Below are 21,956 nucleotides of genomic sequence, written 5' to 3' on the forward strand. Positions count from 1 at the left end.
AGCGATGTTCCGCCGTACCTTCTGGTTCAGCACCGGCGTCGCCGCCGGCGTGTGGGCCACCACCAAGGTCAACCGCAAGCTGAGGCAGCTCACCCCCGAGCACCTCGCCGTCACCGTGACGAACAAGGCGCTGGAGGCGGGCGGCCGGCTGCGCGAGAGGGCCGCCGACTTCGCCGTCGAGGTCCGCGACAACATGGCCCGCCGGGAGGCCGAACTGGGCGACGCCCTCGGCCTCTCCGCCCCCGTGGACGGCGAACTGCCCCCGCCCCGGCACCGCGCCGCCATCGAGAACCGCAACACCGCCCCGTACGTCGAGGGTTCGGCGATCCGGCCGACCCACCGGACGTACACGACGTACCCGTACAACCGGAATGAGGACCACTGATGGAGTCGGCCGAGATCCGCCGCCGCTGGCTGAGCTTCTTCGAGGAGCGCGGGCACACCGTCGTCCCTTCGGCGTCGCTCATCGCGGACGACCCGACTCTGCTGCTCGTCCCGGCCGGCATGGTCCCGTTCAAGCCCTACTTCCTGGGCGAGGTCAAGCCGCCCTTCGCCCGCGCCACCAGCGTGCAGAAGTGCGTGCGCACCCCGGACATCGAAGAGGTCGGCAAGACCACCCGGCACGGCACGTTCTTCCAGATGTGCGGCAACTTCTCCTTCGGCGACTACTTCAAGCAGGGCGCCGTCGAGCTGGCCTGGGAACTGCTCACCAGCCCCCAGGACAAGGGCGGTTACGGCCTCGACCCGGAGCGCCTGTGGATCACCGTCTACGAGGAGGACGACGAGGCCGAGCGCCTGTGGCGGGACGTCGTCGGCGTGCCCGCCGAGCGGATCCAGCGCCTGGGCAAGAAGGACAACTACTGGGACATGGGCGTCCCCGGCCCCTGCGGGCCGTGCTCCGAGATCAACTACGACCGCGGCCCCGAGTTCGGCCCCGAGGGCGGCCCCGCCGTCAACGACGAGCGGTACGTGGAGATCTGGAACCTCGTCTTCATGCAGTACGAGCGGGGCGAGGGGTCCGGCAAGGACTACCCGATCCTCGGCGAGCTGCCCAGCAAGAACATCGACACCGGCCTCGGCCTGGAACGCCTCGCCATGATTCTGCAGGGCGTGCAGAACATGTACGAGATCGACACCTCCATGGCCGTCATCGACAAGGCCACAGAGCTGACCGGCGTCCGCTACGGCGACGCCCAGCACTCCGACGTGTCGCTGCGCGTGGTCACCGACCACATGCGCACCTCGGTCATGCTCATCGGCGACGGCGTCACCCCGGGCAACGAGGGCCGCGGCTACGTGCTGCGCCGCATCATGCGCCGCGCCATCCGCAACATGCGGCTGCTCGGTGCCACCGGCCCGGTCGTCAAGGACCTGGTCGACGTCGTCATCGCCATGATGGGACAGCAGTACCCCGAGCTGATCACCGACCGCGAGCGCATCGAGAAGGTCGCCCTCGCCGAGGAGAACGCCTTCCTCAAGACGCTCAAGGCCGGCACCAACATCCTGGACACGGCCGTCAGCGAGACCAAGGCCGCCGGCTCCACCGTGCTGCCCGGCGACAAGGCGTTCCTGCTCCACGACACCTGGGGCTTCCCCATCGACCTCACCCTGGAGATGGCCGCCGAGCAGGGCCTCTCGGTGGACGAGGACGGGTTCCGCCGCCTGATGAAGGAGCAGCGGGAGCGCGCCAAGGCCGACGCCAAGGCCAAGAAGACCGGCCACGCCGACCTCGGCGCCTACCGCGAGATCGCCGACCGCGCCGGGGCCACCGACTTCATCGGCTACACCGACACCGAGGGCGAGACCACGGTCGTCGGCATCCTCGTCGACGGCGTCTCCTCCCCGGCCGCGACCGAGGGCGACGAGGTCGAGATCGTCCTCGACCGCACCCCGTTCTACGCCGAGGGCGGCGGCCAGATCGGCGACACCGGCCGGATCCGCACCGACTCCGGCGCCGTCGTCGAGGTCCGCGACTGCCAGACGCCGGTCCCGGGCGTCCACGTGCACAAGGGCGTCGTCCAGGTCGGCGAGGTCACCGTCGGCTCCCGGGCCCACGCCTCCATCGACGACCGCCGCCGCAAGGCCATCGCCCGCGCCCACTCGGCCACCCACCTCACCCACCAGGCCCTGCGCGACGCGCTCGGCCCGACGGCCGCCCAGGCCGGTTCGGAGAACCAGCCGGGCCGCTTCCGCTTCGACTTCGGCTCGCCGTCCGCCGTGCCGCAGACGGTGATGCTGGACGTCGAGCAGAAGATCAACGAGGTGCTGGCCCGCGACCTCGACGTGCGCGCGGACATCATGGGCATCGACGAGGCCAAGAAGCAGGGCGCCATCGCCGAGTTCGGCGAGAAGTACGGCGAGCGGGTCCGCGTGGTCACCATCGGTGACTTCTCCAAGGAGCTGTGCGGTGGCACCCACGTCCACAACACCGCCCAGCTGGGCCTGGTGAAGCTGCTCGGCGAGTCCTCCATCGGGTCCGGCGTGCGCCGCATCGAGGCCCTGGTCGGGGTCGACGCCTACACCTTCCTGGCCCGCGAGCACACGGTCGTCAACCAGCTCACCGAGCTGCTGAAGGGCCGCCCGGAGGAGCTGCCGGAGAAGGTGTCCGCCATGCTCGGCAAGCTGAAGGACGCCGAGAAGGAGATCGAGAAGTTCCGCGCCGAGAAGGTGCTCCAGGCCGCCGCCGGTCTCGCCGAGTCGGCCAAGGACGTGCGCGGGGTCGCCGTGGTGACCGGCCGGGTGCCGGACGGCACGACCGCCGACGACCTGCGCAAGCTGGTCCTCGACGTGCGCGGCCGGATCCAGGGCGGCCGGGCCGCCGTCGTGGCCCTCTTCACCGTGAACAACGGCCGGCCGCTGACGGTGATCGCCACCAACGAGGCGGCCCGCGAGCGCGGCCTCAAGGCCGGCGACCTGGTCCGTACGGCCGCCAAGACCCTCGGCGGCGGCGGTGGCGGCAAGCCGGACGTGGCCCAGGGCGGCGGCCAGAACCCGGCCGCCGTCGGTGAGGCCGTCGAGGCCGTCGAGCGGCTCGTCGCCGACACGGCCAAGTAGGGCGGCCGGGCCATGCGCAGAGGACGCCGGCTCGCGATCGACGTCGGGGACGCCCGGATCGGGGTCGCCTCGTGCGACCCCGACGGCATCCTCGCCACGCCCGTCGAGACCGTCCCCGGCCGGGACGTGCCGGCCGCCCACCGGCGGCTGAGGCAGCTGGTCGAGGAGTACGAGCCGATCGAGGTCGTCGTCGGTCTCCCTCGCTCCCTCAAGGGGGGCGAGGGCCCGGCCGCGGCCAAGGTGCGGGGCTTCGCCCGGGAACTCGCGGGCATGATCGCCCCGATTCCGGTGAGGCTCCTCGACGAGCGCATGACGACCGTGACAGCCAGTCAAGGGCTGCGGGCGTCGGGCGTGAAGTCCAGAAAGGGACGTTCCGTCATCGATCAGGCGGCCGCTGTGATCATCCTCCAGCAGGCCCTCGAATCCGAACGGGTGTCAGGTACACCACCCGGTGAGGGCGTCGAAGTGGTCACCTGATCGCGATACGGTAACGTTCCGCGCGATGCGGCGGTGTTCGAACAGCCGCCGCACAGAAAGAGGCGGGGCGGACGCCGGAACCAGAGCCGCGCGACCGCCACCTCGCGGCTCTAGGGGATCGATGACTGAGTATGGCCGGGGCCGGGGCTCCGAACCGTGGCATCCGGACGACCCGTTGTACGGGGACGGCGGATGGGCAGGGCAGCAGGCCCCGGAGGGACCGCCCTCCTACGGCGGCCGGCAGCAGTACCCGCAGCAGCCGCAGGCGCAGCAGCAGTACGGCGAGTGGGGCGCGGGCGAGCAGGGTGGTCACGGCGGGCAGCAGCAGTACCCGCAGCAGTACGACGAGTACGGCCGGCCCTACGAGCAGCAGCAGTACGGACAGCAGTCCCAGCACGACCCCTACGGCAGGCCCTACGCCGCACAGCAACAGCAGTCCCAGCAACCTCACCAGCACCAACAGCCGTACGACAGCGGCAGTTGGCCGGCCGCCTCGCACCCGCAGGACCCGTACGCCGTCGGCCCCGACCCCTACGGGCAGCAGGCCGGGGCCTACGCGGCCCAGCAGGCCGACTACTACGGCACCTCCGAGGCCTACCCGCCGCCCGAACCTCCCGGCCGCCGAGGCGCCCGCCCCGAGCCCGAACCGGAACCGGAAGCGGAAGCGGAACCGGAGGCGGAGGGCCGCACCGACTGGGACCCGGGACCGGACCGGGGCGAGCACGCCTTCTTCGCCGGCGGTGATGACGACGGCGACGACGGCGACGACGGCGACGACGCCGATGACGGCCGGGGACGCGACGAGCGCCGGGGCCGGGGCGGCAAGGAGAAGAAGAAGCGCGCCGGCTGCGCCTGCCTCGTGGTGGCCCTGGTCCTCGGCGGCGGTCTGGCCGGGGTGACCTATGTCGGCTGGCAGTTCTACCAGGATCGTTTCGGCGGCGCCGAGGACTTCGCGGGTGACGGCAACGGCCAGCAGGTCACCGTGTCGATCCCCAAGGGCGCCTTCGGCAACCGCATCGGCCAGCTGCTCAAGGACGCCGGCGTGGTCGCCAGCGTGGACGCCTTCGTCGCCGCCCAGGCGGGCAATCCGGAGGGCAAGTCGATCCAGGACGGCGTGTACACCCTGGAGAAGCAGATGTCGGCCGAGAGTGCCGTCGCCCTGATGCTCAGCCCCAAGAGCCGCAACAACCTGGTCATCGCCGAGGGCAAGCGGAACGCCGAGATCTACAAGCTCATCGACCAGCGCCTGGAGGTCGAGCCGGGCACCACCGCCGAGGTGGCCGAGGAGGACTGGGAGAAGCTGGGCCTGCCGGACTGGGCGCAGGGCCACGAGAACGTCAAGGACCCGCTGGAGGGCTTCCTCTTCCCGTCCAGCTACGGCGTCTCCAAGGGCCAGAAGCCCGAGGACGTCCTCAAGCGCATGGTCGAGCAGGGCACCAAGACCTACGAGAAGCTGGGCGTCGAGAAGAAGGCCGAGAGCCTCGGCCTGGAGAACCCCTGGCAGCTGATCACCATCGCCAGCCTCGTCCAGGCGGAGGGCACCAGCCACAGCGACTTCCGCAAGATGGCCGAGGTCATCTACAACCGGCTGGAACCCGGCAACACCGAGACCAACGGGATGCTGGAGTTCGACTCGACGTACAACTACATCAAGAACCAGAGCAAGATCGACCTCTCGCTCAAGGAACTCCGCAACTACGACAACCCGTACAACACCTACTTCCACAAGGGCCTGCCGCCCGGCCCCATCGGCAACCCGGGCGAGGACGCGGTCAAGGGCGCCCTCAAGCCCACCGACGACGGCTGGTTCTACTTCATCTCGATGGACGGCAAGACCAGCCAGTTCACCAAGACCAACGCCGAGCACCAGAAACTGGTCGACCAGTGGAACGCCTCCAGGAAGAACGGATGACCGCGCCCCGCCGGGCCGCCGTGCTCGGCTCCCCGATCGCCCACTCCCTCTCCCCGGTGCTGCACCGCGCCGCGTACGCGGAGCTGGGGCTGGAGGGCTGGCGGTACGACCGCTTCGAGGTCGACGAGAAGGCGCTGCCGGGATTCTTCGAGACGCTCGGCCGTGAGTGGGCGGGGCTGTCGCTGACCATGCCGCTGAAGCGGGCGGTGATCCCGTTGCTGGACGACGTCAGTGCCACCGCCGCCTCCGTCGACGCGGTCAACACCGTCGTGTTCGCCGAGGACGGCCGCCGCACCGGCGACAACACCGACATCCCGGGCATGGTCGCCGCGCTGCGCGAGCACGGCATCGAGAAGGTCGACACCGCGGCGATCCTCGGCGCCGGGGCCACCGCCTCCTCCGCCCTGGCCGCGCTGTCCCGGATCTGCACCGGTGAGGTGGCGGTCTACGTGCGCAGTGAGGCCCGCGCCGCCGAGATGCGCGAGTGGGCCGAGCGGCTGGAGGTCACCGTGCGCATCGCCGCCTGGGACGACGCCGAGGAGGCCCTGCACGCCCCGCTGGTGGTCACCACGACCCCGGCCGGCGTCACGGACCCGCTGGCGGCGAAGGTCCCGGAGCGCCCGGCGGCCCTCTTCGACGTGCTCTACGACCCCTGGCCCACCATCCTCGCCGCCCGCTGGTCGGCGTACGGCGGCGCCGTGGTCGGCGGGCTCGACCTGCTGGTGCACCAGGCGGTGCTCCAGGTCGAGCAGATGACCGGGCGCGCCCCGGCCCCGCTGGGCGCCATGCGCGCGGCGGGCGAGCGGGCCCTCGCGGCCCGCTGACGCCCGCCCCGCCCCGGGGCCCGTACGGTCTCCGCCGCGCGCGCTGCGGCCCACGGGTGTGTGCGGTCCTCGCGCCCGGGACGCTCCCGCCCGCCCCGGTCTCGCGTCCCGGTCGCACGTCCGCCTGATGGACCGACGGCCGGGACCGACGCCCGGACGTGGGAGGATCGGACCTGGCGGACCGGGGCCCGCGCACCCCGTCCGCGTCGCAGCCGCACGCGACCGCGCGTGTGCGCAGGGCAGTACCGGGGCGCGAGCACGGAGGAGCACACCGTTGAGCAGGTTGCGCTGGCTGACCGCGGGGGAGTCCCACGGTCCCGCACTCGTCGCGACGCTGGAGGGTCTGCCCGCCGGCGTGCCGATCACCACGGAGATGGTGGCGGACCACCTGGCGCGGCGGCGGCTGGGCTACGGACGCGGTGCCCGGATGAAGTTCGAGCGCGACGAGATCACCTTCCTCGGCGGTGTCCGGCACGGCCTGACGCTGGGCTCCCCGGTCGCGATCATGGTGGGCAACACCGAGTGGCCGAAGTGGGAGCAGGTCATGGCGGCCGATCCGGTGGACCCGGAGGTGCTGGCCGGCCTCGCCCGCAACGCCCCGCTGACCCGCCCCCGCCCCGGCCACGCCGACCTGGCGGGCATGCAGAAGTACGGGTTCGACGAGGCGCGTCCGGTGCTGGAGCGGGCCTCGGCCCGTGAGACGGCGGCCCGGGTGGCGCTCGGCGCGGTGGCCCGGTCGTACCTGAAGGAGACCGCCGGGATCGAGATCGTCTCGCACGTGGTGGAGCTGGCGGCGGCGAAGGCCCCCTACGGGGTGTACCCGAAGCCCGAGGACGTGGAGCGGCTGGACGCGGACCCGGTGCGCTGCCTGGACGCGGACGCCTCCGAGGCGATGGTCGCCGAGATCGACCAGGCCCACAAGGACGGCGACACCCTCGGCGGTGTGGTGGAGGTCCTGGCCTACGGGGTGCCGGTGGGGCTCGGCTCGCACGTGCACTGGGACCGGCGCCTGGACGCGCGGCTGGCCGCGGCCCTGATGGGCATCCAGGCCATCAAGGGCGTGGAGGTCGGCGACGGCTTCGACCTGGCCCGGGTGCCCGGCTCGAAGGCGCACGACGAGATCCTCGCCACCGACGACGGCATCAAGCGCGCCACCGGCCGGTCCGGCGGCACCGAGGGCGGGCTGAGCACCGGCGAGCTGCTGCGGGTGCGCGCGGCGATGAAGCCGATCGCGACCGTGCCCCGGGCGCTGCGCACGGTGGACGTGGCCACCGGCGAGGAGGCGGCGGCCCACCACCAGCGCTCCGACGTGTGCGCGGTGCCGGCCGCCGGGATCGTCGCCGAGGCGATGGTGGCGCTGGTGCTGGCGGACGCGGTCGCGGAGAAGTTCGGCGGCGACAGCGTCCCCGAGACCCGCCGCAACGTGCGCTCCTACCTCGACGCGCTGGCCGTCCGGTGAGCCCGCGGATCGTCCTGGTCGGCCCGATGGGCGTGGGCAAGTCCACCGTGGGCCGGCTGCTGGCCGACCGTCTCGGCGTCGGTCACCGCGACACCGACGACGACATCGTCGCCGCGCAGGGCCGCAGCATCGCCGACATCTTCGTCGACGAGGGCGAGGACGCCTTCCGCGCCCTGGAGAAGGACGCCGTGCGGGCGGCCCTGGAGGGCCACGACGGTGTGCTGTCGCTCGGCGGCGGTGCCGTCCTCGACCCCGGCACCCGCGCCCTGCTCGCCGCGCAGCGGGTCGTCTACCTCTCGATGGACGTCGAGGAGGCGGTCCGGCGCACCGGCCTGAACACCGCCCGCCCGCTGCTCGCGGTCAACCCGCGCAAGCAGTGGCGGGAGCTGATGGAGGCCCGGCGGCATTTGTACGAGGAGGTCGCCACGGCCGTCGTCCCGACCGACGGCCGTACGCCCGAAGAGGTCACCGAAGCCGTCCTGGACGCACTGGAGTTGAAGCAAGCATGAGCAGCGAGGCCGTGACCCGCATCGCCATCGGCGGCACCGCCGGAACCGAACCCTACGACGTCCTGGTGGGCCGGCAGCTCCTCGGCGAACTCGCCGGGCTGGTCGGCGACCGGGCCAAGCGGGTCGCCGTGCTGCACCCCGAGGCCCTCGACGAGACCGGGGAGGCGCTCCGCGCCGACCTGGCGGAGCAGGGCTACGAGGCGATCGCGATCCAGGTGCCCAACGCCGAGGAGGCCAAGACCGCCGAGGTCGCCGCCTACTGCTGGAAGGCACTGGGCCAGTCCGGGTTCACCCGCACCGACGTCATCGTCGGCGTGGGCGGCGGGGCCACCACCGACCTGGCCGGGTTCGTCGCCGCCACCTGGCTGCGCGGCGTGCGCTGGATCGCCGTCCCCACCACGGTGCTCGCCATGGTCGACGCCGCCGTCGGCGGGAAGACCGGCATCAACACCGCCGAGGGCAAGAACCTCGTGGGCGCCTTCCACCCGCCCGCCGGTGTGCTGTGCGACCTGGCCGCGCTGGACTCGCTCTCCGTCAACGACTACGTCTCGGGCCTGGCCGAGGTCATCAAGGCCGGCTTCATCGCCGACCCGGTGATCCTGGACCTCATCGAGGCCGACCCGCAGGCCGCCCGCACCCCCGCCGGTCCGCACACCGCCGAACTCATCGAGCGGTCCATCCGGGTCAAGGCCGACGTCGTCTCCGAGGACCTCAAGGAGTCCGGCCGCCGGGAGATCCTCAACTACGGCCACACGCTCGGCCACGCCATCGAGAAGAACGAGCGCTACAAGTGGCGCCACGGCGCCGCGGTCTCGGTCGGCATGCACTTCGCCGCCGAACTCGGCCGCCTCGCCGGCCGCCTGGACGACGCCACCGCCGACCGCCACCGCACGGTCCTCCAGTCCGTCGGACTGCCGCTGCACTACCGCCACGACCAGTGGCCGCGGCTGCTGGAGACCATGAAGGTCGACAAGAAGTCCCGCGGCGACCTGCTGCGCTTCATCGTCCTCGACGGCCTCGCCAAGCCCACCGTCCTGGAGGGGCCCGACCCGGCCGTCCTGCTCGCCGCCTACGGCGAGGTGGGGGAGTAGCACCCGCGGAACCCGCGGAGCAGCATCCGCCGGGCCGCGGAGCAGCATCCGCCGGGCCGCGGAGCAGCACCCGCCGGCTCCGCCGTCCGCGCCCACCCGGACGGCGGGCCCGGCAGCCCCGGCGGGCCCCGCCGCCCACCGGAACATCTCCCACGGGAAGCGGGCACTCCGGACCGCCCCCGGCCGTTGCCACAACAACGGCTGGGGGCGGTCCTGTTCGAACGGCGGTGCCCATGCCTTTAGTCTGTGGGCCAGCGGGGTACCCCCTGCTGTCAGCGCCCATCGCCTGTACGAGACGGAGTGGCACCGGATGCAGCACGCAGTGGGTTCTCCGCTGCCGCCGCCCCATCATCAGGGGCACGGACCGGCCGGCGGCTGGTCACCGGCCGCACACCACCCCGGGCCCCACCCGGGAGCGCACCAGGGCCCCCCGCCCGCCCCCGCGCCGCCCCCGCCGCCGGGCTACCCCGTGCCCCCGCCGGGACCGGCCCCGCACGCCCCGGCCCCCCAGCCCGCCCCGGGCCCCCGGCACGCCTCCGTCGCGCCGCCGCCGGACACCACGGGCCACATGCAGCTGCCCCCCGGCGCCCCGGTCGCCGTCCCGCCGCAGACCGCCGCGGCGCCCGCCGATCCCTCGGCGACGGCCATCGCGGTCCTGCTCATAGGCCCCGCGGGGGCCGGCAAGACCAGCGTGGCCAAGTACTGGGCGGACCACCGCCGGGTGCCGACCGCCCACATCAGCCTGGACGACGTACGGGAATGGGTCCGCTCCGGGTTCGCCGACCCGCAGACCGGGTGGAACGACAACTCCGAGGCCCAGTACCGCCTGGCCCGCCGCACCTGCGGCTTCGCCGCGCGCAACTTCCTCGCCAACGGCATCTCCTGCATCCTCGACGACGCCGTCTTCCCCGACCGCCCCGTGGTGGGCCTCGGCGGCTGGAAGCGGCACGTGGGTCCCGGACTGCTGCCCGTCGTCCTGCTGCCCGGGCTGGACGTCGTCCTGGAGCGCAACGCCGAGCGCAGCGGGAACCGCCGCCTCAGCGACGAGGAGGTCGCCCGCATCCACGGCCGCATGGCCGGCTGGTACGGCTCCGGGCTGCCCATCATCGACAACTCCCAGCTCGGCATCCCGGAGACCGCCAAGCTCCTGGACGACGTCCTCGCCCGCTCCCTCGCCAGCCCGCCGGCCTGGTGACCTCGACCGCGTAGCGGGCCCCGGGGGCCGCACCTCACCCGGACGGTCGGCCGCCCCGGCCGCCCCACCTGGGGGCCCGCCCCGGCGGCCCCCGCACGGCCCCTCCCGACCGGCGGCATCCGGCCCGCGCTCATAGGCTCGGGGCATGTCAGAGGTGTACGCGGCCCGCCGGGCGCGGCTCAGGGATTGCTGCAACGCGGGGGGCAGCGCGGCGGCGCTCGTCTCCCGGCCCGCCAATGTGCGCTACCTCGCGGGTGCCGCGCCCGCGGGCGCGGTGCTCCTGCTGGGCCCGGCCGAGGACCTCCTGGTCTGCGCCGGCCCGCCCGAGGACCGGTCCCCGCAGGCCCGGCCGGACGAGTCGCTGCGCCGGCACGTGGTGCCCGGCGGCGCGGGCGACCCCGCGGTCGCGGCCACCGCGCTCGCGGCCGGCCAGGGCGCCGACGCCCTCGCCGTGGAGGAGCACCACCTCACCGTCGCCCGCCACCGCGCCCTCGGATCCGCCGCACCCGGCCTGCGCCTGGCCGACGTGGGCGGTGCCGTGGAACAGCTGCGCGTGATCAAGGACGAGGAGGAGATCTCCTGCCTGCGCATCGGCGCCGAGATCACCGACCAGGCCCTCGGCGAGCTGCTGGAGTCCATCCTCGTCGGCCGCACCGAACGGCACCTCGCCCTGGAGCTGGAGCGCCGCCTCGTCGACCACGGGGCCGACGGCCCGGCCTTCCCCACCTCGGTCGCCACCGGCCCGCACGCCGGACGGCGCGGCCACCGGCCCACCGACCGCCGGGTGGAGGAGGGCGACTTCCTCTCCGTCTGCCTGGGCGCCGCCTACCGCGGCTACCGCTGCGAGATCGGCCGCACGTTCGTCATCGGCACCGCTCCGGCGGCCTGGCAGATCGAGCTGTACGACCTCGTGTTCGCAGCCCAGCGGGCGGGCCGGGAGGCCCTCGTGCCCGGTGCCGCCTGCCGCGACGTGGACCACGCCGCACGCCAGGTCCTGGACGCCGCCGGGTACGCGGAGGCCCTCCCCGAGCTCACCGGTCACGGGGTCGGACTGGAAATCGACGAGGACCCTCAGTTGGGCCCCGCGGCCATGGGTAAACTGGACGCTTGCGTGCCGGTCACCGTCGAACCGGGGGTCCACCTCCCCGGCCGGGGCGGTGTCCGGATCGATGACACGCTCGTCGTGCGCCCCGAGGCGGACGGCGGACCCGAGCTACTCACCATCACGACCAAGGAGCTGCTCGCGCTGTAGCCGCGTCGAGTGCCTGCCCCGGGTCGTCTCACGTCAGTCCAGGAGATTCCGCAACGTGGCTTCCACGAACGACCTCAAGAACGGCATGGTGCTCAAGCTGGAAGGCGGCCAGCTCTGGTCCGTCGTCGAGTTCCAGCACGTCAAGCCCGGCAAGGGCCCGGCCTTCGTGCGCACCAAGCTGAAGAACGTGCTGTCCGGCAAGACCGTCGACAAGACCTTCAACGCCGGCGTCAAGGTCGAAACGGCCACCGTCGACAAGCGCGACATGCAGTTCTCCTACATGGACGGCGACTACTTCGTCTTCATGGACATGGAGACCTACGACCAGCTGCACATCGACCGCAAGGTCGTCGGCGACGCCGCCCACTTCCTCGTCGAGGGCTTCGAGGCCACCGTGGCCACGCACGAGGGCGAGGTGCTCTCCGTCGAGCTGCCGGCCGCCGTCGAGCTGACCGTCAAGGAGACCGAGCCCGGCGTGCAGGGCGACCGCTCCACCGGCGGCACCAAGCCCGCCACGCTGGAGACCGGCCACCAGATCCAGGTCCCGCTCTTCATCGTCACCGGCGAGAAGATCAAGGTCGACACCCGCAGCAGCGACTACCTCGGCCGGGTGAACGGCTAACCGTGGCTGCCCGCAACACGGCCCGCAAGCGCGCCTTCCAGATCATCTTCGAGGGCGACCAGCGCGGTGCCGACGTCCTGACGGTCCTCGCGGACTGGATCCGGCACTCCCGGACCGACACCCGGCAGCCGCCGGTGAGCGAGTACACGATGCAGCTGGTCGAGGGCTACGCGGAGCACGCGCAGCGCATCGACGAGCTGATCTCCCAGTACTCGGTCGGCTGGACGCTCGACCGCATGCCCGTCGTCGACCGCAGCATCCTCCGCCTCGGCGCCTACGAGCTGCTCTGGGTCGACGGGACGCCGGACGCGGTGGTCCTGGACGAGATGGTGCAGCTGGCCAAGGAGTTCTCCACCGACGAGTCGCCGTCGTTCGTCAACGGCCTGCTCGGCCGGCTCAAGGAACTCAAGCCCTCGCTGCGCCGCGACTAGGCGGTACCGGCAGCCGGAGCGGGTTTCCCACCCGGCGTCGGGCACCGCCCGCTCAGCCATCGACGGCCCGCGGCCCGGCAGGGCGCCGCGGGCCGTTCGCATGCCGGGGGCGCGGGCGCGGCCGGTCGGGTACACGCCCTGCGAGGGCCCAGGGTGTGGCCGGGGCAGGGGCAGGGGCGCTTCCGGCCCCTCCGCGCCTGCTGCGGGCCCCGGGGCCGCACCCCGTCACGAAAACCGCCGGGGCGGCTGGAACCCTGTGAGAGGGTTCCAGCCGCCCCGGCGGTACGTTTCTCCTCAACGCGCGCGGCGCGTCGCCGATCAGTTCTCCTCGTGCACCGCGACCGCGCGCCGCGCGTCCGCGTCCAGCACGCCCCAGCTGATCAGCTGCTCGGTGAGGACCGACGGCGACTGGTCGTAGATGACGGCGAGGGTGCGCAGGTCGTCCTGGCGGATCGAGAGCACCTTGCCGTTGTAGTCGCCGCGCTGCGACTGGATCGTCGCCGCGTAGCGCTGCAGGGGACCCGCCTTCTCGGCCGGCACCGTGGCCAGCCGCTCCAGGTCCAGGACCAGCTTGGGCGGCGGCTCGGCGGCACCGCCGGGGGTGGTACCGGGCAGCAGCTCCTGCACCGGCACGCCGTAGAAGTCCGCCAGCTCCGCGAGGCGCTGCACGGTCACGGCGCGGTCACCGCGCTCGTAGGACCCGACCACGACCGCCTTCCAGCGTCCCTGGGACTTCTCCTCGACACCGTGGAGGGAAAGGCCCTGCTGGGTGCGGATCGCCCGGAGCTTGGCCCCGAGCTGTTTGGCGTATTCGCTGGACATATAGCTCCCCGGCACTGTGTCTACGCGTCCGGTCTGGATTCCGGGCCGCGCGGCTGGTAACTCACTGTGAGGTTACGCAGCGTTACTCTCGCCCGTCAAGCCGAATGGTCCACCCCGACGCTTCCGTGGTAATCGTCGCCGGTTGCTCCGAACGGGTGATTCAGGGGCGGCCCGGGGGTGATCGCGGCGGGATCGGGGCGCGTGACGGCCCGCGAGCGGCACCTGATAGCGTAGGGCCGCACATCCGACGTCCTTTAAGGTCCGTCCCGTGAGGCGGAGAAGGAGGTCCGTTTCCCATGGACGAACAGCAGGACGCGCCCCCCGGCGGGCGGCCCGTTCTCGAAGGCCCCGACATCGCGCGGGTCCTGACCCGCATCGCCCACGAGATCGTCGAGCGCGCCAAGGGCGCCGACGACGTGGTGCTCCTCGGCATCCCGACGCGGGGTGTCTTCCTCGCCCAGCGGCTGGCCGCCAAGCTGGAGCAGATCACCGAGCGCAAGGTCCCGGTCGGCTCGCTCGACATCACCATGTACCGCGACGACCTGCGCATGCACCCCCCGCGCGCGCTGGCTCGCACCGAGATCCCCGCGGACGGCATCGACGGCCGCCTGGTCGTCCTCGTCGACGACGTGCTCTTCTCCGGCCGCACCATCCGCGCCGCCCTCGACGCGCTGAACGACATCGGGCGCCCGCGCGCGGTGCAGCTCGCCGTGCTCGTCGACCGCGGCCACCGCGAACTGCCCATTCGCGCCGACTACGTCGGCAAGAACCTCCCCACGTCGCTGCGGGAGACGGTCAAGGTCCTGGTCGCCGAGGAGGACGGTCGCGACACCGTGCTGCTCGGCGCGAAGCAGACCGCCCAGTAGCGCTTCGGCACGCCCGTCGGCGCGCGTGCGGGCACATGCCGCCCTCCCGCGCCCCCGGCTGCCCGAATCGCCTGACTTCCCCGCCTTTTCCGCATGAACTGTCTTACGGAGCCTGACAGATGCAGCGTCATCTCATCTCGGCCGCCGACCTCTCCCGCGACGACGCCGTCCTGATCCTCGACACCGCCGAGGAGATGGCCCGGGTCGCCGACCGGCCGATCAAGAAACTCCCCACCCTGCGCGGTCGCACCGTCGTCAACCTCTTCTTCGAGGACTCCACCCGGACCCGGATCTCCTTCGAGGCCGCCGAGAAGCGGCTGTCCGCGGACGTCATCAACTTCACCGCCAAGGGCTCCAGCGTCTCCAAGGGCGAGTCCCTCAAGGACACCGCCCAGACCCTGGAGGCCATGGGCGTCGACGCGGTCGTCATCCGGCACAGCGCCTCCGGCGCCCCCTACCGGCTGGCCACCTCCGGCTGGATCGACGCCACCGTCGTCAACGCCGGCGACGGCACCCACCAGCACCCCACCCAGGCCCTGCTGGACGCCTTCACCATGCGCCGCCGCCTGGTCGGCCGGGACGCCGGACTGGGCAAGGACCTCGGCGGACGTCGCATCACCCTGGTCGGCGACATCCTGCACAGCAGGGTCGCCCGCTCCAACGTCGACCTGCTGCACACCCTCGGCGCCGAGGTCACCCTCGTCGCGCCGCCCACCCTGCTCCCGGTCGGCGTCGAGACCTGGCCCTGCGAGGTCTCCTACGACCTCGACTCCACGCTCACCAAGTCCGACGCCGTGATGCTGCTGCGCGTGCAGCGGGAGCGGATGAACGCCGCGTTCTTCCCGACCGAGCGCGAGTACTCCCGGCGCTACGGCCTCGACGGCGACCGCATGCGCCGGATGCCCGACCACGCCATCGTGATGCACCCCGGCCCGATGGTCCGCGGCATGGAGATCACCGCCGACGTCGCCGACTCCGACCGCTGCACCGTCGTGGAGCAGGTCGCCAACGGCGTGTCCATCCGGATGGCCGTCCTCTACCTGCTGCTCGGCGGCAACGAACCCGCCCTCACCCACGCCCGCGCGACGGAGGAGAAGTAAGACCATGAGCAAGACCCTGATCCGCGGTGCGAAGGTGCTCGGCGGCCCGCCCCAGGACGTCCTGATCGACGGCGGCACCGTCGCCGAGGTCGGCACCGGACTGTCCGCCGAGGGCGCCGAGACCGTGGACGCCGACGGCAAGGTGCTGCTGCCCGGCCTCGTCGACCTGCACACCCACCTGCGCGAGCCCGGCCGCGAGGACTCCGAGACCGTCCTCACCGGCACCCGGGCCGCCGCGAGCGGCGGCTACACCGCCGTGTTCGCCATGGCCAACACCTTCCCCGTCGCCGACACCGCCGGTGTCGTCGAGCAGGTCTGGCGGCTCGGCAAGGAGCACGGCTACTGCGACGTGCGGCCGGTCGGCGCCGTCACCGTCGGCCTGGAGGGGAAGCAGCTGGCCGAGCTGGGCGCCATGCACGAGTCGGCGGCCGGCGTCACCGTCTTCTCCGACGACGGCAAGTGCGTCCACGACGCCGTGATCATGCGCCGCGCCCTGGAGTACGTGAAGGCCTTCGACGGCGTCGTCGCCCAGCACGCCCAGGAGCCCCGGCTCACCGAGGGCGCCGAGATGAACGAGGGTGTCGTCTCCGCCGAACTCGGGCTCGGCGGCTGGCCCGCGGTCGCCGAGGAGGCGATCATCGCCCGGGACGTGCTGCTCGCCGACCACGTCGGCTCCCGCGTGCACATCTGCCACCTGTCGACCGCCGGCTCCGTCGAGATCGTCCGCTGGGCCAAGGCCCGCGGCATCCGCGTCACCGCCGAGGTCACCCCGCACCACCTGCTCCTCACCGACGAGCTGGTGCGCACCTACAACCCGGTCTACAAGGTCAACCCGCCGCTGCGCACCGAGCGGGACGTGCTCGCCCTGCGCGAGGCGCTGGCCGACGGCACCATCGACATCGTCGCCACCGACCACGCCCCGCACCCGCACGAGGACAAGGACTGCGAGTGGGCCGCCGCCGCCATGGGCATGGTCGGCCTGGAGACCGCCCTGTCGGTGGTGCAGGAGACCATGGTCGACACCGGCCTGCTGGACTGGGCCGGCGTCGCCGACCGGATGTCCTTCGCCCCCGCCCGGATCGGCCGGGCCGCCGGACACGGCCGCCCCGTCTCGGTCGGTGAGCCCGCCAACCTCGTCCTCGTCGACTCGGCATACCGTGGATCCGTGGACCCCGCGGGCTTCGCCTCGCGCAGCCGCAACACCCCCTACGAGGGTCGTGAGCTGCCGGGCCGTGTCACCCACACCTGGCTCCGGGGCAAGGCCACGCTCGTCGACGGGAAGCTCACGTGACCTCTGTAATCCTGCTGGCCGCCGAGAAGCAATCGGCGGAAGTGACCGACTGGGCCGCCCGCATCGGCTGGATCGTCGGCCTCGCCCTCTTCGTCGCCTTCCTCTACTGGCTGATGCGCGAGGGCTGGAAGTGGCGCGGCACCCTCCAGGGCGACCTGCCCGAACTGCCGGAGACACCGGACGACCCCGGCGCTGCGCTGCTGACCATGAGCGGCCGCTACCACGGCTCCACCACCGCCGGCCAGTGGCTCGACCGCATCGTGGCCCGCGGCCTGGGCGCCCGCAGCCGGGCCGAGCTCACGCTCACCGAGGCGGGGCTGGACGTCGTCCGCCCCGGGGCAGGCGACTTCTTCGTCCCCGCCGCGGCCCTGCGCGGCGCCCGCCTCGACAAGGGCATCGCCGGCAAGGTCCTCACCGAGGGCGGCCTGCTCGTGGTGACCTGGGCCCACGGCGAACGGGTCATCGACTCCGGGTTCCGCTCCGACCGGGCGGCCGAGCACACCGAGTGGGTCGAGGCCCTCAACACCATGATCTCCAAGACGGAAGGCGCACGATGACAACCTCCACCAGGGGAGCCGCCAGGGTTCCCGCCGTACTCGTCCTGGAGGACGGCCGGATCTTCCGCGGCCGTGCCTACGGGGCGGTGGGGGAGACCTTCGGCGAAGCGGTGTTCTCCACCGGCATGACCGGTTACCAGGAGACCCTCACCGACCCGTCCTACCACCGCCAGGTCGTCGTGATGACTGCCCCGCACGTCGGCAACACCGGCGTCAACGACGACGACCCCGAGTCCCAGCGCATCTGGGTCGCCGGCTACGTCGTGCGCGACCCCGCCCGGGTGCCCTCCAACTGGCGCTCCCGCCGCACCCTGGACGACGAGCTGTCCGCCCAGGGCATCGTCGGCATCAGCGGCATCGACACCCGCGCCCTCACCCGCCACCTGCGCGAGCGGGGCGCCATGCGCGTCGGCATCTTCAGCGGCGACGCCGTGCGCGACGACGCCGCGCTGCTCGCCGGCGTGCGGGAGGTGCCCGCGATGGAGGGCGCCGACCTGGCCGCCGAGGTCGCCACCAGCGAGCCGTACGTGGTCCCCGCGGAGGGCGAGAAGCGGTTCACCGTCGCCGCGATCGACCTCGGCATCAAGGGCATGACCGCGCAGCGCATGACCCAGCGCGGCATCGAGGTGCACATCCTGCCCCCGACCGCCACCGTCGAGGACGTGTACGCCGTCGACCCCGACGGCGTGTTCTTCTCCAACGGTCCCGGCGACCCCGCCACCGCCGACCACGCCGTCTCCGTCATGCGGGGCGTGCTGGAGCGCGGCACCCCGCTGTTCGGGATCTGCTTCGGCAACCAGATCCTCGGCCGCGCCCTCGGCTTCGGCACCTACAAGCTGAAGTACGGCCACCGCGGCATCAACCAGCCCGTGCAGGACCGCGCCACCGGCAAGGTCGAGGTCACCTCGCACAACCACGGCTTCGCCGTCGACGCCCCGCTCGACACGGTCTCCGACACCCCGTTCGGCCGTGCCGAGGTGTCCCACGTGTGTCTCAACGACAACGTGGTGGAGGGGCTGCGCCTGCTCGACCGGCCGGCCTTCAGCGTCCAGTACCACCCCGAAGCGGCGGCGGGCCCGCACGACGCCGCCTACCTGTTCGACCGCTTCGTCTCCCTGATGGAGGGCCAGCGTGCCTAAGCGCACCGATATCCAGTCCGTCCTGGTCATCGGCTCCGGCCCGATCGTCATCGGTCAGGCCGCCGAGTTCGACTACTCCGGCACCCAGGCGTGCCGCGTCCTCAAGGCCGAGGGCCTGCGGGTCGTCCTGGTGAACTCCAACCCGGCGACGATCATGACCGACCCGGAGATCGCCGACGCCACCTACGTCGAGCCGATCACCCCCGAGTTCGTCGAGAAGATCATCGCCAAGGAGCGGCCGGACGCCCTGCTGCCCACCCTGGGCGGCCAGACGGCCCTCAACACGGCCATCTCCCTGCACGACAACGGCGTCCTGGAGAAGTACGGCGTCGAGCTGATCGGCGCCAACGTGGAGGCGATCCACAAGGGCGAGGACCGCGACCTGTTCAAGGAGGTCGTGGAGGAGGTCCGCCGTAAGATCGGCCACGGCGAGTCCGCCCGCTCCTACATCTGCCACTCCATGGACGACGTCCTCAAGGGCGTCGAGGAACTCGGCGGCTACCCGGTCGTGGTCCGCCCCTCCTTCACCATGGGCGGCGCCGGATCCGGCTTCGCCCACGACGAGGACGAGCTGCGCCGCATCGCCGGCCAGGGCCTCACCCTCTCGCCGACCACCGAGGTGCTCCTGGAGGAGTCCATCCTCGGCTGGAAGGAGTACGAGCTGGAGCTGATGCGCGACAAGCACGACAACGTCGTGGTCGTCTGCTCCATCGAGAACTTCGACCCCATGGGCGTGCACACCGGCGACTCCATCACCGTCGCCCCCGCCATGACGCTCACCGACCGCGAGTACCAGACCCTGCGGGACATCGGCATCGCCGTCATCCGCGAGGTCGGCGTCGACACCGGCGGCTGCAACATCCAGTTCGCGGTGAACCCCGAGGACGGGCGGATCATCGTCATCGAGATGAACCCCCGGGTCTCCCGCTCCTCCGCGCTCGCCTCCAAGGCCACCGGCTTCCCGATCGCCAAGATCGCCGCCAAGCTGGCCGTCGGCTACACCCTGGACGAGATCCCCAACGACATCACGCGCGAGACGCCGGCCTCCTTCGAGCCGACCCTCGACTACGTCGTCGTCAAGGCCCCCCGGTTCGCCTTCGAGAAGTTCCCCAGCGCCGACTCCACCCTCACCACCACCATGAAGTCGGTCGGCGAGGCCATGGCCATCGGCCGCAACTTCACCGAGGCGTTCCAGAAGGCGCTGCGCTCGCTGGAGAAGAAGGGCAGCCAGTTCACCTTCGTCGGCGAGCCCGGCGACAAGGACGAACTGCTGCGCGAGGCGGTCCGCCCCACCGACGGCCGGATCAACGCCGTCATGGGAGCCATCCGCGCGGGCGCCACGCCCGAGGAGGTCTTCGAGGCCACCCGGATCGACCCGTGGTTCGTCGACCAGCTCTTCCTCCTCAAGGAGATCGCCGACGACCTGGCCGCCGCCCCCGAACTGAACCGCGAGCTGATCGCCGAGGCCAAGCGGCACGGCTTCTCCGACCAGCAGATCGGCGAGATCCGCGGACTGCGCGAGGACGTCGTGCGCGAGGTCCGCCAGGTGCTGGGCATCCGGCCCGTCTACAAGACGGTCGACACCTGCGCCGCCGAGTTCGCCGCGCGGACCCCGTACTTCTACTCCTCCTACGACGAGGAGAGCGAGGTCGCGCCCCGCGAGAAGCCCGCCGTCATCATCCTGGGCTCCGGCCCGAACCGCATCGGCCAGGGCATCGAGTTCGACTACTCCTGCGTCCACGCCTCCTTCGCGCTGTCCGACGCCGGGTACGAGACCGTGATGGTCAACTGCAACCCGGAGACCGTCTCCACCGACTACGACACCTCCGACCGGCTCTACTTCGAGCCGCTCACCCTGGAGGACGTCCTGGAGATCGTCCACGCCGAGCAGCAGGCCGGCCCGGTCGCGGGCGTCGTCGTCCAGCTCGGCGGGCAGACCCCGCTCGGCCTCGCCCAGGCGCTCAAGGACAACGGCGTGCCCATCGTCGGCACCCCGCCGGAGGCCATCCACGCCGCCGAGGACCGCGGCGCCTTCGGCCGCGTGCTGAAGGAGGCCGGCCTGCCCGCCCCCAAGCACGGCACCGCCACCGCCTTCGCCGAGGCCAAGGCCATCGCCGACGAGATCGGCTACCCGGTCCTCGTGCGGCCGTCCTACGTGCTCGGCGGACGCGGCATGGAGATCGTCTACGACGAGACCCGGCTGGAGTCCTACATCGCCGAGTCGACGGAGATCAGCCCCGACCGGCCGGTACTGGTCGACCGCTTCCTCGACGACGCCGTCGAGATCGACGTGGACGCCCTGTACGACGGCGAGGAGCTGTACCTCGGCGGTGTCATGGAGCACATCGAGGAGGCCGGCATCCACTCCGGCGACTCGGCGTGCGCCCTGCCCCCGATCACCCTCGGCGGCTACGACATCAAGCGGCTGCGCGCCTCCACCGAGGGCATCGCGCGCGGCGTCGGCGTGCGCGGGCTGATCAACATCCAGTTCGCCCTCTCCGGCGACATCCTGTACGTCCTGGAGGCCAACCCGCGCGCCTCGCGCACCGTCCCCTTCACCTCGAAGGCGACCGCGGTGCCGCTCGCCAAGGCCGCCGCGCGGATCTCGCTGGGCGCCACCATCGCCGAACTGCGCGCCGAGGGCCTGCTCCCGGCCACCGGCGACGGCGGCGAACTCCCGCTGGACGCGCCGATCTCCGTCAAGGAGGCCGTGCTGCCCTGGACCCGCTTCCGGGACATCCACGGCCGGGGCGTCGACACCGTCCTCGGCCCGGAGATGCGCTCCACCGGCGAGGTCATGGGCATCGACTCGGTCTTCGGCACCGCCTACGCCAAGTCGCAGGCGGGCGCCTACGGGCCGCTGCCCACCAAGGGCCGGGCGTTCATCTCGGTCGCCAACCGCGACAAGCGGTCGATGATCTTCCCGGCGCGCGAGCTGGTCGCCCACGGCTTCGAACTGCTCGCCACCTCCGGCACCGCCGAGGTCCTCAAGCGCAACGGCATCCACGCCACCGTCGTGCGCAAGCAGTCCGAGGGCACCGGACCGAACGGCGAGAAGACCATCGTCCAGCTCATCCACGACGGCGAGGTCGACCTCATCGTCAACACCCCCTACGGCACCGGCGGCCGCCTCGACGGCTACGACATCCGCACCGCGGCCGTGGCGCGCTCGGTGCCCTGCCTGACCACGGTGCAGGCGCTCGCCGCCGCCGTCCAGGGCATCGACGCCCTGCACCGGGGCGAGGTGGGCGTCCGTTCCCTCCAGGAACACGCGGAACACCTGACCGCCGCCCGCGACTAGCCGGAAGAGGGGGACACCGTCCACACGGTGTCCCCCTCCTCATGAGGACACCTG

General features: G+C 72.2%; 19 protein-coding genes. 18 read left to right on the plus strand and 1 reads right to left on the minus strand.

Features of this window, described 5'->3' with window-relative positions:
• The first annotated feature begins 4 nt into the window (after window positions 1–4).
• From AB0F01_RS12335 to nusB, 12 genes are all read left to right on the plus strand, one after another.
• Window positions 5–385 carry a hypothetical protein gene (locus AB0F01_RS12335; RefSeq protein WP_362093300.1) on the plus strand — a complete coding sequence of 127 codons (381 nt, stop codon included), beginning with the start codon at window positions 5–7 and terminating at the stop codon, window positions 383–385.
• Window positions 385–3,054: an alanine--tRNA ligase gene (alaS, locus tag AB0F01_RS12340; RefSeq protein WP_362093303.1), complete on the plus strand. Its 2,670-nt coding sequence runs from the start codon at window positions 385–387 to the stop codon at window positions 3,052–3,054. The genes AB0F01_RS12335 and alaS overlap by 1 nt, the downstream gene beginning before the upstream one ends.
• A 12-nt stretch (window positions 3,055–3,066) precedes the next feature.
• On the plus strand, window positions 3,067–3,531 hold the full coding sequence (gene ruvX, locus AB0F01_RS12345; RefSeq protein ID WP_362093306.1) for a Holliday junction resolvase RuvX: 465 nt from the start codon (window positions 3,067–3,069) through the stop codon (window positions 3,529–3,531).
• 121 nt (window positions 3,532–3,652) lie between these two features.
• Window positions 3,653–5,443, plus strand: coding sequence for an endolytic transglycosylase MltG (gene mltG, locus AB0F01_RS12350; RefSeq protein ID WP_362093309.1), 1,791 nt, complete (start codon window positions 3,653–3,655; stop codon window positions 5,441–5,443).
• Window positions 5,440–6,267 carry a shikimate dehydrogenase gene (locus AB0F01_RS12355; protein ID WP_362093312.1) on the plus strand — a complete coding sequence of 276 codons (828 nt, stop codon included), beginning with the start codon at window positions 5,440–5,442 and terminating at the stop codon, window positions 6,265–6,267. The genes mltG and AB0F01_RS12355 overlap by 4 nt, the downstream gene beginning before the upstream one ends.
• 274 nt (window positions 6,268–6,541) lie before the next feature.
• Window positions 6,542–7,726 carry a chorismate synthase gene (gene aroC, locus AB0F01_RS12360; protein WP_362093315.1) on the plus strand — a complete coding sequence of 395 codons (1,185 nt, stop codon included), beginning with the start codon at window positions 6,542–6,544 and terminating at the stop codon, window positions 7,724–7,726.
• Window positions 7,723–8,235 carry a shikimate kinase gene (locus tag AB0F01_RS12365; RefSeq protein WP_362093318.1) on the plus strand — a complete coding sequence of 171 codons (513 nt, stop codon included), beginning with the start codon at window positions 7,723–7,725 and terminating at the stop codon, window positions 8,233–8,235. The genes aroC and AB0F01_RS12365 overlap by 4 nt, the downstream gene beginning before the upstream one ends.
• Window positions 8,232–9,326 carry a 3-dehydroquinate synthase gene (gene aroB / locus AB0F01_RS12370; RefSeq protein WP_362093321.1) on the plus strand — a complete coding sequence of 365 codons (1,095 nt, stop codon included), beginning with the start codon at window positions 8,232–8,234 and terminating at the stop codon, window positions 9,324–9,326. Before AB0F01_RS12365 ends, aroB begins: the two co-directional genes overlap by 4 nt.
• A 310-nt stretch (window positions 9,327–9,636) precedes the next feature.
• Window positions 9,637–10,521, plus strand: coding sequence for a Pro-rich N-terminal domain-containing protein (locus AB0F01_RS12375; RefSeq protein ID WP_362093323.1), 885 nt, complete (start codon window positions 9,637–9,639; stop codon window positions 10,519–10,521).
• A 145-nt stretch (window positions 10,522–10,666) separates the two neighbouring features.
• Window positions 10,667–11,773 (plus strand): aminopeptidase P family protein, encoded by a 1,107-nt coding sequence (locus AB0F01_RS12380; RefSeq protein WP_362093326.1) that lies wholly within the window; start codon window positions 10,667–10,669, stop codon window positions 11,771–11,773.
• Between the two features lie 55 nt (window positions 11,774–11,828).
• Window positions 11,829–12,395: an elongation factor P gene (gene efp / locus AB0F01_RS12385; RefSeq protein WP_362093329.1), complete on the plus strand. Its 567-nt coding sequence runs from the start codon at window positions 11,829–11,831 to the stop codon at window positions 12,393–12,395.
• 2 nt (window positions 12,396–12,397) lie between these two features.
• Window positions 12,398–12,826: a transcription antitermination factor NusB gene (nusB, locus tag AB0F01_RS12390; protein WP_362093332.1), complete on the plus strand. Its 429-nt coding sequence runs from the start codon at window positions 12,398–12,400 to the stop codon at window positions 12,824–12,826.
• A gap of 318 nt (window positions 12,827–13,144) precedes the next feature.
• On the opposite strand, the gene bldD is transcribed toward nusB, so the two are convergent.
• A complete protein-coding gene (gene bldD, locus AB0F01_RS12395; RefSeq protein WP_362093335.1) occupies window positions 13,145–13,648 on the minus strand; it encodes a transcriptional regulator BldD in 504 nt (167 codons plus the stop codon).
• Window positions 13,649–13,944: 296 nt separating this feature from the next.
• Here bldD and pyrR point away from each other — a divergent pair, with 296 nt between their 5' ends.
• From pyrR to carB, 6 genes are all read left to right on the plus strand, one after another.
• A complete protein-coding gene (pyrR, locus tag AB0F01_RS12400) occupies window positions 13,945–14,514 on the plus strand; it encodes a bifunctional pyr operon transcriptional regulator/uracil phosphoribosyltransferase PyrR (protein ID WP_362093338.1) in 570 nt (189 codons plus the stop codon).
• A gap of 119 nt (window positions 14,515–14,633) precedes the next feature.
• On the plus strand, window positions 14,634–15,614 hold the full coding sequence (locus AB0F01_RS12405) for an aspartate carbamoyltransferase catalytic subunit (RefSeq protein WP_362093341.1): 981 nt from the start codon (window positions 14,634–14,636) through the stop codon (window positions 15,612–15,614).
• A gap of 4 nt (window positions 15,615–15,618) precedes the next feature.
• Window positions 15,619–16,905, plus strand: coding sequence for a dihydroorotase (locus AB0F01_RS12410; protein ID WP_362093343.1), 1,287 nt, complete (start codon window positions 15,619–15,621; stop codon window positions 16,903–16,905).
• Window positions 16,902–17,462: a hypothetical protein gene (locus AB0F01_RS12415; protein ID WP_362093346.1), complete on the plus strand. Its 561-nt coding sequence runs from the start codon at window positions 16,902–16,904 to the stop codon at window positions 17,460–17,462. The genes AB0F01_RS12410 and AB0F01_RS12415 overlap by 4 nt, the downstream gene beginning before the upstream one ends.
• Window positions 17,459–18,601 carry a glutamine-hydrolyzing carbamoyl-phosphate synthase small subunit gene (gene carA / locus AB0F01_RS12420; protein WP_362093348.1) on the plus strand — a complete coding sequence of 381 codons (1,143 nt, stop codon included), beginning with the start codon at window positions 17,459–17,461 and terminating at the stop codon, window positions 18,599–18,601. The genes AB0F01_RS12415 and carA overlap by 4 nt, the downstream gene beginning before the upstream one ends.
• Window positions 18,594–21,902: a carbamoyl-phosphate synthase large subunit gene (gene carB / locus AB0F01_RS12425; RefSeq protein WP_362093351.1), complete on the plus strand. Its 3,309-nt coding sequence runs from the start codon at window positions 18,594–18,596 to the stop codon at window positions 21,900–21,902. The genes carA and carB overlap by 8 nt, the downstream gene beginning before the upstream one ends.
• Window positions 21,903–21,956: the final 54 nt, after the last annotated feature.

The sequence above is a fragment of the Streptomyces sp. NPDC029526 genome, assembly GCF_040637405.1.
In the GTDB taxonomy this organism is placed as follows: Bacteria; Actinomycetota; Actinomycetes; order Streptomycetales; family Streptomycetaceae; genus Streptomyces.

Excerpts from the sequence above, each read along its gene's own strand:
- AB0F01_RS12335 (WP_362093300.1), top strand. The coding sequence starts at position 5 with ATGTTCCGCCGTACCTTCTGGTTCAGCACCGGCGTCGCCGCCGGCGTG.
- alaS (WP_362093303.1), top strand. The coding sequence starts at position 385 with ATGGAGTCGGCCGAGATCCGCCGCCGCTGGCTGAGCTTCTTCGAGGAG.
- ruvX (WP_362093306.1), top strand. The coding sequence starts at position 3,067 with ATGCGCAGAGGACGCCGGCTCGCGATCGACGTCGGGGACGCCCGGATC.
- mltG (WP_362093309.1), top strand. The coding sequence starts at position 3,653 with ATGACTGAGTATGGCCGGGGCCGGGGCTCCGAACCGTGGCATCCGGAC.
- AB0F01_RS12355 (WP_362093312.1), top strand. The coding sequence starts at position 5,440 with ATGACCGCGCCCCGCCGGGCCGCCGTGCTCGGCTCCCCGATCGCCCAC.
- aroB (WP_362093321.1), top strand. The coding sequence starts at position 8,232 with ATGAGCAGCGAGGCCGTGACCCGCATCGCCATCGGCGGCACCGCCGGA.
- AB0F01_RS12375 (WP_362093323.1), top strand. The coding sequence starts at position 9,637 with ATGCAGCACGCAGTGGGTTCTCCGCTGCCGCCGCCCCATCATCAGGGG.
- AB0F01_RS12380 (WP_362093326.1), top strand. The coding sequence starts at position 10,667 with ATGTCAGAGGTGTACGCGGCCCGCCGGGCGCGGCTCAGGGATTGCTGC.
- bldD (WP_362093335.1), bottom strand. The coding sequence starts at position 13,648 with ATGTCCAGCGAATACGCCAAACAGCTCGGGGCCAAGCTCCGGGCGATC.
- pyrR (WP_362093338.1), top strand. The coding sequence starts at position 13,945 with ATGGACGAACAGCAGGACGCGCCCCCCGGCGGGCGGCCCGTTCTCGAA.
- AB0F01_RS12405 (WP_362093341.1), top strand. The coding sequence starts at position 14,634 with ATGCAGCGTCATCTCATCTCGGCCGCCGACCTCTCCCGCGACGACGCC.
- AB0F01_RS12410 (WP_362093343.1), top strand. The coding sequence starts at position 15,619 with ATGAGCAAGACCCTGATCCGCGGTGCGAAGGTGCTCGGCGGCCCGCCC.
- carA (WP_362093348.1), top strand. The coding sequence starts at position 17,459 with ATGACAACCTCCACCAGGGGAGCCGCCAGGGTTCCCGCCGTACTCGTC.